Origin of the sequence: Levilactobacillus zymae (assembly GCF_032190635.1) — a bacterium.
Taxonomy (GTDB): Bacteria; Bacillota; Bacilli; order Lactobacillales; family Lactobacillaceae; genus Levilactobacillus; species Levilactobacillus zymae_A.
On record NZ_JAVLAS010000001.1, the window covers coordinates 312,433 to 324,681 of the forward strand.

Sequence of the window (12,249 nt, forward strand, 5' to 3'; positions counted from 1 at the left end):
TACAGGGAAGACGTTCCCTTTTCTATTACATAAATGAATCAGCGTTTACACAAGATATTTTACGCTCCCAAATGGCCTTAACAGCTGAAAAAAAAGCAATGATTTGGAAAACTTTAAACGATACTCGAGGAAAAATTGAACCCTCTGAATATAAAAACTACATCTTTGGCATTATGTTTTATAAATTTTTGTCCGAAAAGGCTCAAACTTGGTTAAGTGGTGTGTTACGTGGTGAAACTTGGACGAGTGTGTGGTCCCAAGATGCCCAACGTGCGGCCGAATTTATGCAAAAAGATTTGGGCTATGTCATTCAACCAGGGGAGATGTTTTCTGACTGGAAGACGGCTATCAACGAAGATAAGTTCAACGTCATGATGGTTTCCGACGCACTTGTGCACTTCGATCAAGGTATTAGCCAGGAAGCTAAACCTGACTTTGCTGGGATTTTTGCCGACATGGATTTAACGTCATCGCGGCTGGGTGCCAATGCACAGACACGAACAGCAACGTTAATAGATTGGATTGAGCTGTTAGATAAGATTGAGTTGGATACACAAAATGACCTTTTAGGAGACCTCTATGAGTACCTAATTGGTATGTTTCAGGCAAACTCTGGAAACAAGGCGGGGGAATTTTATACGCCACACCAGGTTTCTGACATTATGGCACAGATTTTAACGGCTGGGCGCGAAAATCAAGAAGAGTATACGCTCTATGACCCAGCATTGGGGTCGGGATCGTTATTGCTCACCACCGGGTCGCATATGCAACGTGCTGGTGTACGGGGAGCGATTAAATACTACGGACAAGAAATTATTACCACAACTTACAACTTAGCGCGAATGAACTTGATGATGCACGGGGTCGAATATAACGACATTAATCTGCGTAATGCTGATACGTTAAATGGTGACTGGCCGGATGGGGTGCTTGACGGAGTGGACAGCCCCCGGATGTTCGATGCAGTGATGGCAAACCCACCGTACTCCCTGAAGTGGGACAACACGGACCGCGAAGACGATCCACGATTTAAAATGGGCGTGGCGCCGAAATCGAAGGCCGACTACGCGTTCTTGCTACACTGCCTGTACCATTTAAAGGCGGACGGCCGGATGGCGATTGTCTTGCCGCACGGGGTGCTGTTCCGGGGCGCCGCTGAGGGACGAATTCGGAAGGAATTATTGGAAAGCCATAATATTGCAGGGGTTATTGGGTTGCCAGCCAATCTTTTCACCAACACCTCAATTCCTACGGCGATTCTGGTATTAGAGAAGAACCGGACGGCGGATAATGTGTTATTTATTGACGCATCAAAAGGCTTTGGCAAATTACAAGTTTAATCCGAACAAGCCCGGAATCTTTCAATGGCAGTCTGTTGATGATGTATTTTTAATGGTCGTTGATTAATTAGTTCAAGTGCTGCTAGGATCTCATCAGTCGTTACTTGGCTAAAATTGGTCTTTTTCGGGAAGAACCAGCGTAACCGTCTATTAAAATATTCATTGGAACCTCGCTCCCATGGTGAATATGGATGGCAAAAATAAACTTTGATCTGATAATCCTGTTCTAAGGCCTGATAATTGGCAAACTCTTTACCATGATCAACAGTAATGGATTTTACTTGGGGACCGAAGGCCCCCATAAACTTGCCAAAGGCGGTGTTTAGAGCCTTAGCCGTTCTATTAGGGGCTTTGATGGCCCATAGAAGTCGGGTCTTACGTTCTACGAATGTAACCAGACATGATCGTGACTCACTTCGACTAGAAAGCACCGTATCTACTTCCCAATGACCAAAAGCTAACCGTTGATTAACAGTTGTTGGCCGTTGTTCGATGGAAGTCCCACTTGTAAATTTCCCACGATTTTCGCTCACTCGGTGCTGGCGGACATTCCGATTGGGTAGATCAGTCAATTTGAAGGGGAGCCAGCCACGATTAAGCCAATTATAAATTGACGCAGTGCTCAAGTTATAAGCGGCCGCAATGGTTTCTGGTGACCAGGTTAATCGTAAGTGATTGGTAATTAAAGTCGCTAATGCTGCCGTCAGCATCGAACGACGACCGCAATTCCGCCTTTTGCGATCTGCATCTTGCTGAGCTAATTCTGGATCATAAGGTTTAACCCGGTCCAACTCATAGCTAATCGTAGCTTTGGCGACGCCTAAGGCGTCAGCCATTACTTGGTAAGATTTATTCCCCTCATTGACCAGTTGTGCTAGTGCGCCACGTTGAAAACGTGATAAAGTAGATGTACCCAAAGTAATCACTCCCTATATTGGTTGGAATTAGCTACTACCATTGTAAGTGATTGCTTTGGGCTTTTTAATTTCTGTTCGGATTAATTATAGAATTTGCCCTTTGAAAAACAAAAGAATTCCAATGTCTTACGGCCAGAAGATATTGAAAAGATTGTTCAGACTTATCTCGCGCGGAAAGACGTGGAAAAGTATGCACACGTTGCACCGTTGTCAGAAATTCAGGAAAACGAGTATAACCTCAACATTCCGCGTTACGTGGATACCTTTGAGGAGGAGCCACCGGTCGATACAGCGAAGCTCTTAGCAGAGATGAAGACGGTCACCCAAGAAGAGGTCCGAGAAACGGCTGAATTAAAGCGCATGATGGCGGACTTAGTGGTAACTAAGCCGGAGGACCAGCATATTCTAGATGATCTAAGGGGGATCTTGGATAATGAATAAGACACAACCATCTAAAGCTCTGGTGCCGGCCATTCGCTTTAAGGGATTCACTGATGCATGGGAACAGCGTAAGTTGAAAAATGTGTTAAAAGTAAATTCTGGTAGAGACTATAAAGATCTTAAGCCGGGGAATATTCCTGTTTATGGTACTGGTGGATTTATGCTTAATGTTAATGACCAATTATCTTCGGATGATGCTATTGGCATAGGAAGAAAGGGGACAATTGATAGGCCTCAATTTTTAAGGGCTCCTTTCTGGACAGTGGATACACTATTCTTTATGACAAGTGAGGGAAATAATAGCCTTCGTTTCTTATATGCATGGTGTCAGTTGGTCCAATGGAAGCGGTATGATGAATCAACAGGCGTACCTAGTTTATCAAAAGGCACTCTTAATAAAATTCCACTGAATGTGCCTAGCTTAAGTGAACAAAATAGTATTGGAGAATTTTTTAACATTTTGGATAACCTTATCGCTTCCAATCGGCGTAAGGGTAAGATCCTAAAAGATCTCAAAAAAGCTCTACTACAAAAAATGTTCGTATCTGGCAAAGAAACAATTCCGGATATTAGGTTCTCAGGATATACTGACGCCTGGGAACAGCGTAAGTTAAAAGATGTGGCTGACTATCGTAATGGTAAAGCACATGAAAAGAATGTTACTGAAAATGGATCCTACGTTATTGTTAATTCAAAGTTTGTTTCAACAAATGGTAGAGTAAAAAAATATTCTGATAAGCAGATAGCCCCTCTGTATAAAGGAGAAATTTCTTTCGTGCTCTCTGATGTCCCTAATGGGAGAGCTATTGCAAGGACCTTTCAAATAGATAAAACTGGGATATATAGTTTAAACCAGCGGATTGCCGGTATCAAAGTTCACAAGAATACCGATATGAACTTTCTGAATTATTTAATGAACAGAAATTCATATTTTCTTAAATTTGATAATGGTGTTGGTCAAACAAATTTATCAAAGTCTGAAGTTGTAAATTTCCCCTCATACTATCCGACACTAGATGAACAGGAAAAAATTGGACTAACTTTAACTTACCTAGACTTCATTATCGCTTCCAATCAGCGTAAAGGTAAAATTCTACGAAACCTCAAGAAGGCTTTACTTCAAAGAATGTTCGTCTAACATATTTAATTTACTGGGGAAAATTCCCCGGTTACATAAAGATAAAAATGCTTCAGAAAGGATATGAAACTATGGTTGAAAGTAAGTTTGAAGCCGCGGTAATAAAAAAATTAAAAGCTGAAGGCTGGACTGAACGAAAAGATTTATCGAGCGTTACGACCAAAGCCTTGTATGATCATTGGCGAGATATCTTGAACCAAAACAACGCCCGCAAGCTTGAGAACGTCCCTCTTTCAGATACAGAGTTTGAGAGCCTCAAACTTGAACTCAATAAAAATAAAACACCCTATGATGCACAGCTGATGCTCGCCGGTTCCGGAGGGATTGGTACGTTGCCATTGACCCGTGATGATGGTACTAAGCTAGAAATTGAGATTTTTTATGGTGACGAAGTTGCAGGGGGACATTCGCAGTATGAAGTCGTCAGTCAAGTCACTTTTAATGATCTTCCGTACACATTGAGCACTAAGCGGCGTATTGATATCATGCTGTTAATTAATGGGATACCCGTTGCCCATATCGAAGAAAAGGATGAATCACTGCAAAATCAGTGGAACGCGTTCGAGCAGTTACAAAAATATGCTGGTGATGGGATGTATACGGGCCTATTTTCTTTTGTACAGGTCCAATTTATTTTATCGCAACATTCAGCTCATTATTTTGCGCGTCCCAAAAGTTCGGCAGATTACAATAAGGACTTTGTTTTTGGTTGGCGGGATGCAACAGGGAAAGACGTTACGGATACCATGGATTTTATTCATCAGGTTATGGGAATCCCCGCGTTGCATCGTTTAGTAACGGTCAACATGATTCCAGATGCGGCCAATGATAATCTGATGGTGATGCGGTCTTACCAGATTCAAGCCACCCGAGCCATCATGGAACGCATGCGTACCATGGATGATAATAACTTCATTGAAAAAGAGGGTGGCTACGTTTGGCATACAACGGGGTCTGGGAAGACGGTTACGTCGTTTAAGGTCGCACAGTTGTTAGCGTCGATGCCGAGGGTTCATAACGTTTTATTTATCGTAGACCGTGTTGATTTGATCAACCAAACGTTTGAGAACTTTAAGTCTTACGCCTATAGAACTTTTGAAAGCCGAATTAAAGTTGTTAAAGGCCATGAATTAAAAAGGGCCCTTAAGGCTTCCGATGCAGCATCGCATATTTACCTGATTACCGTTCAAGGACTAGATAAGGCTGTAAAAGCAGGGTTATCCTCAATGGATCGGCAGGTTATCTTGATGGATGAAGCCCATCGTTCGGCCAGCGGGGATGCTGTGGCCCGAATTAAAAGTGCTTTTCCTAAAACAACTTGGTTTGGTTTCACAGGTACACCTAATTTTTATAGTGATGAGGTCCACGATGTACAAACGTCACGTGATATCTCAACTTATGATATTTTTGGGCAGCGTCTTCATCGTTATACTATTAAAGATGCAATTGGTGACGGTAACGTATTGGGCTTTGATGTTAGTTATTACACGCCCGATATTGAGGTTACTAATCATTCTGAACTCAATGAACAGGAATTAGAAAAAGAAGTTTATACCTCCCTTCCATTTCGTCAGGCAGTTGTCCAAGATATTATCGACCATTGGCAAGAGAATCACTCAGGACCTATTGAAATGGGTGTTCGAAAGCCTAACCAGTTTCATGGATTGTTTGCTGTATCTGGCAAACAAGCAGTTGTGGCGTATTACCAATTATTTAAAAAGTTAGCACCGGATTTGCGGGTTGCCATGACTTATTCACGGGATGAAGATAATGGTATTGGGACATCTGACTTACAAGCAGCTCTTAAGCAGGGGATGCAAGACTACGCTGCCCTGTATCACACACGAAACTTTTTAGAAGGCCAGAATCCAGAACGGGACTACGTTAATGATATTACTAAACGGCTGGCTCACAAAAAGCCTTATAACCAGAAGCTAAGCGCTGAACAAGAGCTAGCAACACCGCAACGTCTTGATCTCGTGATCGTATCTGACCAATTGTTGACTGGATTTGATTCTAAGTACGTTAACATTATCTATATTGATAAACTCCTAAAAGAAGGTCCATTGATCCAGGCGATGTCCCGTACGAATCGTACAATCGATAAGAATGCCAAACCCCACGGTAAAGTTCGTTTCTACCGAAAGGGCGATGTGATGGAAGAAAATGTCAAGAATGCATTAGTTATCTATACAAAAGGTGGTAATGATACTGCTGAAGACGCGGCCAAGCAACCGGATGATCAGGACCAAAAGGAACTGCAGGATGATAATATTTTGGCGCCCGAGATGACTACCCAGATTGAAGAGCTTCAACCAATGATTACGAAGCTCAAGGAAATTGCTGGGGATGATTTCAGTCAAACGCCACAATCGGAAACAGACCAACAGATTTTTGCTGTGTTGGCAGCGGAGGTTAACCAAAAGGTACAACGTTTAGTCCAACAAGGCTATGCACTAGGGTCGACTATTGATGTACTGGATGCAAGTGGCAAAGAGACAGGCAATCAGGTAAGCTTAAATATTGCTAGTGAGAATGAGTTTAGTGCACTCCAAGCTCGTTTGAATGACGTGAACAATCTGCTACCACCGGATAAGCAGGTGGACTTAACCAATGTTAAGGTGGCTATTGACCTTTATCGTCACGAAATCATTGATTACGACATGCTAGTTGCATTGTTGAACGCCTACATGGATGAGACAACGACTCAGAATCATCAGGCTGTTGAGGAGCATATTACGCCGATGGACGATGACTCCCGTTCTGAGATTGAAGCAATTCTGGATGGAATTGAAAATCATGTCTACACAACCCACTTTGATACAGAAACGTTAAAGCAGGCTCGTCGGGCCGTCCGAACAGAGCAAGTTGAACTAAAAATTCGACGATGGTCTGCTGATAATAAATTTAATGGAAATACAATTGTTGACGCTTTTGGTTCGTATTTACCAGGAATTAGTATGAATGATAATCCTAAGCTTAAAGAAAAGGTTGATCAGATTGCTAATGATCAAAAATTAAGTTATTTTGAGCTTGCTGACTTTAGGGATGAACTTTTGAAATTTTTCAGTTCTCTAACTAAAGATTAAAAACAAAGTTGTGCAGTAAAGGCCCGATTTTTCGGGCCTTTATTGCACAAAAATAGATATGAATTACACCACACCAGATGATTTCGATACGTCAAGAATCTTGTATAAACTCGTTTTTAAGCGGCCTTAATTTGATAAACATTGATTTTAAGATAATGAATAAATCAGTAAGCAAATAAGAAAATTAAGCTCTATTGCTATCATCTACAGTCCCTGCCCATTCAACCGAACAATCTGCAGCAGCCACTCCCGATAGTGCGCGACAAACGCCGCAGGGGCGCGCACCTGAAGACTAGTGCCAAACTCAGCGACGTAGCGGTAGCCGTATTCGTTATCCGGAATGACGAAGGTCGTCTGGTAATGAGTCTGGTCCACCTCAACTAACGGTCCCGTATCGATGCCCTCGATGAGCTTGTCTCGCACGTCCTTTTTCACCAACACCGTTAAGTTGACCAGTTTGAAATCGGTTGGCACCGGTTGATCAGTCGCCGGCAGCTGGCGTTTGCTGAAGGGGGCTTCTAACACCGTTAGTTTGACGATTCGTGCTAGTTTAAACGTCCGGAAGGCGTTGCGCTCTAAGCTATAGGCCAACAAGTACCAACTGGCGTTCCGGTAAGTTAATTGATAAGGTTCGATTCGCCGTACCGTTTGGTGGCCCAGCCGGTCGACATAGGTGAGTTGCACTAAAGTCGACCGCTGAATGGCCGCCAGAAGTTTTTTGCGGAGAGTCGCTAATCGTTGGCTCCCCGTAGTTGGTGTATCGTTGATGCTAAAATTAGCCGGGTCATGAACTTGCGGCAAAAGTGCCCGAATCTTATCTAGGGTCAAGCGCGTTTGGTCGTCGAGCGTCCAGTCGTTCAGCTTGGCTAGGGCGGTGAGGATGGTTTGTAGGTCGGTCACGGTGAGGAGCCGCTTATCGAACTTGTAAGTGGCCATAATCCCAAAGCCGCCATTGGCCCCGCGAACGGCGTAGATGGGAATCCGTGCTAAATTGAGGGTATCCATGTCCCTTAATATGGTGCGCTTACTGACGTTGAACCGGTGGGCCAAGGTGGCGGCCGACATCGTTTCGTTTTCCAGTAATAGCATGACAATCGCAATTAGCCGTTCAATTTTCATGGTGACCTCCCATTTTTTGATAGGTGACAGCTAGATGTCATCTATGACCCACTATACTCGCTTTATTCGATGAAAAGGGGAGTTTAACATGGCAACGAATTATCCAGGCTACACAGAACACAGAAACTAACGCGGCGTTCTTTGAGATTCTCATGGCCGGTCTCAAGGGGGAGGTGCCTGAAGGGTCGTTCTGGGATGCCGTCGCGGACGATGCCACCTTTGAGTTTGAGTATCGCATTCCCGGGTTTCCCTTTCAGATGAGCAAGGCCCAGTACTTCGAGTGGTTCAAGACCTACCCCATTAGGCTGCGGGCCGACCATCTGCGGGTCTATAAGGCGCCTGACCAGCATGCACTGATTCTGGAATACGAGGTTCACGGGCGGAATGGTCAGTATAACAATCGCTTCTGTTCAATTGTGACCCTCAAAAATCATAAAATTAGTTACTGGCGAGATTACGGCGACTCGCTCCAAATGGCAAACTAGGAGTAAGCGCGTCAGCGGCCATGGCACACCGGAAAATCAGCGATGTAATTTTTAGGAGGTCAACTCATGGATCCAAAAAATGTACTGGAAATCACCACGCGCGCCGAGTTTCGGCAGTGGTTAAGGACGCACCACGACCAGGCAACGGAATGCTGGTTGGTGGCGAAAAAGGGCAAACAACCGCCGACCGGTTGCGTCTGGTATTTGGATGCGGTGGAAGAAGCGCTCTGCTTTGGCTGGATCGATACCATGCACAAAACGATTGTGGGCCGGAACTTGCAAAAGTTCACGCCCCGCGCACGCCGCAGTCCTTGGTCCGAACTGAACAAGGAACGGTGTCGTCGTTTGGAACGACTGGGACAGATGACACCGGCTGGACGGGCAGTGTTACCAGAAATGGATCCCGCTAAGTTCGCGATTGACGACGACATTCAGCGGGCCTTTGACCAAGCCCCCGTGGCGTGGACGAATTTCCAACGGTTCCCGGCACTCTATCAGCGGGTCCGCATCGATGCCATTCAGCGCGATAAACGGAAGGACCGCGCGGTGTTTGATCGGCGCCTAAAACGGTTGATCGACCAATCGGCGGCCGATAAGATGTTTGGGGAATGGAACGATTACGGCCGGTTAGGGGAATAGGGCGATTATCACAAGCGACGGTTCTCCGTGAGGGGGCCGTCGCTTTGTGTTAATGCCCCCTTTGGTTACATTGGACCAGATGTGGAAAAATAGGGTGAACCAAAGTGCTGATCTGTCGGGGCTTACTGCTTGATTTATAAAAACGATTATTTCATTTTACCGTTTACAGTATTGCCTATCTTCTTAAATGGTGGTACATTGACATCAATAACCGGATAGAAATCTAAACAATGGTTGGGTGACAGGAACCAGCACGTAGGGGGATGGAGACATGCAAACGAAACGAACGAACGGCAATCAATGGCAATCCAGTCGGTGGTTATTCACCAGTGCAGTGGCCTTAACGCTGGGAACGGTGGGGCTAACGGTAAGCGATGCCCATGCAGACGCGACCTTGACCACCGGACAAAAGATCGTTAGTCAGGCAACGCGGGAGGATCAGTTATCCAAACAGCACGCTCAACTGCCAACGGCTGATCCGGCGCCGACGCCCGCAGCGGAAAAAACGACAGTTAAATCGACGTACAATCCCGATAAAGATGAGCTAAATTCAGTCCCTCAATCTCCTGCTGACGACGTCGCGGTTCCGGCGCAATCCCGCGAACCAGCCGGAGTGGGGGCCGTTACGGCTTCACAGAATAAGCCCGAGCCCCCGGTCGCTAATCAACCGACCCCGGTTCAAGACCGGGACCATCCAGAAGGCGTAGGTGACCCCGCACCAGTCGCTGGAGATCGGGATGGGGCCCCGGATACGTCCGAGCAGGCGGCGCCGACTACGGGAGCGAATACCGTCAGCATGCCGCAACCGAGTCGGCCAACCGTGCCGCAGCCCAGCGGCCCATCAGCCCCAAAACCCGCAATACTGGCGGCGCCCCGTCAAACGGTTGATGACCTGATTCCGGATAAGAACCTCCAGCAGTTGGTCTTGTACGCGCTACAACAACAAAATTTTAACATTACCAACGTGGCGCAAATCACCCCCGAGTTGCTGCAAAAATTGACCGTATTGGATGTAGATGACGGGCAAGCGGATAAGAAACAAAACCAAGATCGGGCCTTTTATAACGCAATTGTGAACGTTAAGTCGTTGGCTGGCCTGTACCAGGCGACCGGCCTACAAAAATTAATCATTCGGGTAGACAGTGATGCAGCAAAGAAGTGGGGGAAGCGAGCCGAGCAATTACAAAACATCGCGGCGCTAGCGCAGCTCACCCATTTAACGACGATTAGTTTGGACGGAGCGCAAATTGGCGATGAGGACGTTCAGGCACTTTCGCAGCTGCATCAATTGACGACACTGACGTTGAATTGGAGCCGGGTGACCGATTTAGCTTTCTTAGCCAACTTAACGGCTCTCACCGATATTGGGTTCAATAAATTGGCGGATAGCGCCTACAAGATCAAAAGCCTTGCCCCCCTTAAAAAGTTAGTTAATTTGTCCATCATCGGGCTGGCAAATAATGATATTTCGGACATTACGGTGCTACGGAACATTACCGCCATACCAAGTAATTTCGGGCTGAGTGGCAATCATATCTTTGACATCACGCCAGCGCTTAGTCTTAAATGGCGACCATTTATAGGTGGTGAGCCTTACTACAACATCTCGGCCAACAATCAAACCTGGAGTTCGCCACAGGTGGTGTTAAACCCAGAAACGCAACATTTAGATACGTGGTCGTTTGCCTATGATAACTTGTATAATTTTAATGAGTTTATGAGTTCGGGGAAATTAGGAATTTCGTTGAACGACTTGCCAACCGCCCAAACGATTGGGGCAAGTAATTGGATTCAATGGAGTCAGTTTAAAGCAAATACGGGTAACTTGTATCTTAATTGGGATGTTAGCCGCCACAATGATAGCTGGCAGCCCGTTGCCCCCGATGGCCTGAACTTTTCGGGAACCATGACGATTCCGTATACGTTGAAGGCCAATGTCGGGGCGGTCACGGTGAACTATCGGTTGGACGGCGGTGTTAATATTGCGCCGTTTACGATCCTCAGCGGCCCGACGGCGTCCTCGTTGGATGTGCTGACAGACGCGACGGTTAAACAAGCCATCGCTAACCTGGAGGACCGGGGGTTTGCCTACGAAAAGCCGGCTGATCATCAGCAGGTGACCGGAACAACCGTGACTTACAATCAGGATGCGCAACGGCTCACGTTGTTGTTCACCCCCCTCCAGCGGGTGTACTTGGTTGATGAAAATGGTCAGGCGTTGGTCGATCAGCATCAACAGCCGCTGATGATAAAGGCGGCGGGGAAAACCGGCACTGCTTGGCACGCCACGCTGCCAACGATTGCGGGGTACGATCCAGACCGGGTAACCGGTGGTCAGGCCACCTTAACGGCGAAGACGCTGAGTGGGACTATTCAAGATGTTAACTCAGACCTCTATGTGTTCTACAAGCCCAACGGTCAGCCCGTGACCCCACCCGTAAAGCCGGTCGATCCGGCGGTTCCGGGAAACCCAGTTCCGCCAGTGAGTCCAGTAGTCCCGGTTGTACCGGTGGCTACCGGCACGGTGACGGTCCATTACCAAACCAAGACCGGTGAGCAATTGGCCGCTAACACCACGCTGACGGGCACGGTGGGCGCCACTTACACGACGACCCCTAAGACCTTGACGGGGTACCAACTGGTGGCAACGCCGACGAACGCGACGGGCGTTTATACCAACCAGCATCAGGATGTGGCTTATACCTATCGGGCTGTGCTGGTCATCGGTAGTGCCGACGCGAAGGGAAATTCACGTCAGCCCAGCCGGACGCCGCGGGGACCACGAAAGACCACGACGCCTTGGCTCGTGACAACCAACGGTACACCGGGAAAGTGGTCGCCGAAAGCTCCCGTTCACGGGATCTCAACGACACCCAATAAGCAAAACGTGCGCTCGCAGGCGGCTCAGACCACGCCGCGCTTACCGCAAACGAATGAACAGCGCTTTTCAAGCGGGTGGGGCGTGGCCGTGCTAGCCGTCTTGGGCAGTATCCTGGGAGTATGGCGGTGGCGGCGTTTCTAGGCGTAGCGGCGGTAACCCAGGCTTACAGTGGGGGGTCCCACCTAAACTAAATAAAGCGG

9 protein-coding genes are annotated in these 12,249 nt (G+C 46.8%); 7 read left to right on the top strand and 2 right to left on the bottom strand.

From position 1 onward, the window contains the following. Positions 1-71 precede the first annotated feature (71 nt). Complete coding sequence (locus RI501_RS01325; RefSeq protein WP_396442503.1) at positions 72-1,340, top strand: type I restriction-modification system subunit M; 1,269 nt, start codon at positions 72-74, stop codon at positions 1,338-1,340. Here RI501_RS01325 and RI501_RS01330 read toward each other — a convergent pair. Then, positions 1,337-2,257: an IS30-like element ISLsa1 family transposase gene (locus tag RI501_RS01330; RefSeq protein ID WP_011373852.1), complete on the bottom strand. Its 921-nt coding sequence runs from the start codon at positions 2,255-2,257 to the stop codon at positions 1,337-1,339. The genes RI501_RS01325 and RI501_RS01330 overlap by 4 nt on opposite strands. A 93-nt stretch (positions 2,258-2,350) precedes the next feature. Between RI501_RS01330 and RI501_RS01335 the strand changes: the two genes are divergently transcribed. The 3 genes from RI501_RS01335 to RI501_RS01345 all read left to right on the top strand — a co-directional run bounded on the left by RI501_RS01335 (position 2,351) and on the right by RI501_RS01345 (position 6,925). Next, positions 2,351-2,698 carry an N-6 DNA methylase gene (locus RI501_RS01335; RefSeq protein ID WP_313819994.1) on the top strand — a complete coding sequence of 116 codons (348 nt, stop codon included), beginning with the start codon at positions 2,351-2,353 and terminating at the stop codon, positions 2,696-2,698. Further along, positions 2,691-3,836, top strand: coding sequence for a restriction endonuclease subunit S (locus tag RI501_RS01340; RefSeq protein ID WP_313819995.1), 1,146 nt, complete (start codon positions 2,691-2,693; stop codon positions 3,834-3,836). Before RI501_RS01335 ends, RI501_RS01340 begins: the two co-directional genes overlap by 8 nt. 71 nt (positions 3,837-3,907) lie before the next feature. Continuing rightward, the gene (locus tag RI501_RS01345; RefSeq protein ID WP_313819996.1) at positions 3,908-6,925 is read left to right on the top strand and encodes a type I restriction endonuclease subunit R; all 3,018 of its coding nucleotides are present in this window, start codon (positions 3,908-3,910) and stop codon (positions 6,923-6,925) included. 204 nt (positions 6,926-7,129) lie between these two features. On the opposite strand, the gene RI501_RS01350 is transcribed toward RI501_RS01345, so the two are convergent. Beyond that, complete coding sequence (locus tag RI501_RS01350) at positions 7,130-8,044, bottom strand: helix-turn-helix transcriptional regulator (RefSeq protein WP_313819997.1); 915 nt, start codon at positions 8,042-8,044, stop codon at positions 7,130-7,132. Between the two features lie 173 nt (positions 8,045-8,217). Between RI501_RS01350 and RI501_RS01355 the strand changes: the two genes are divergently transcribed. The 3 genes from RI501_RS01355 (at position 8,218) to RI501_RS01365 (ending at position 12,190) form a co-directional block, all read left to right on the top strand. Beyond that, a complete protein-coding gene (locus RI501_RS01355) occupies positions 8,218-8,529 on the top strand; it encodes a nuclear transport factor 2 family protein (RefSeq protein WP_313819998.1) in 312 nt (103 codons plus the stop codon). Positions 8,530-8,595: 66 nt separating this feature from the next. After that, complete coding sequence (locus RI501_RS01360) at positions 8,596-9,168, top strand: YdeI/OmpD-associated family protein (protein ID WP_313819999.1); 573 nt, start codon at positions 8,596-8,598, stop codon at positions 9,166-9,168. A gap of 271 nt (positions 9,169-9,439) precedes the next feature. After that, positions 9,440-12,190: a MucBP domain-containing protein gene (locus tag RI501_RS01365; RefSeq protein ID WP_313820000.1), complete on the top strand. Its 2,751-nt coding sequence runs from the start codon at positions 9,440-9,442 to the stop codon at positions 12,188-12,190. Positions 12,191-12,249: the final 59 nt, after the last annotated feature.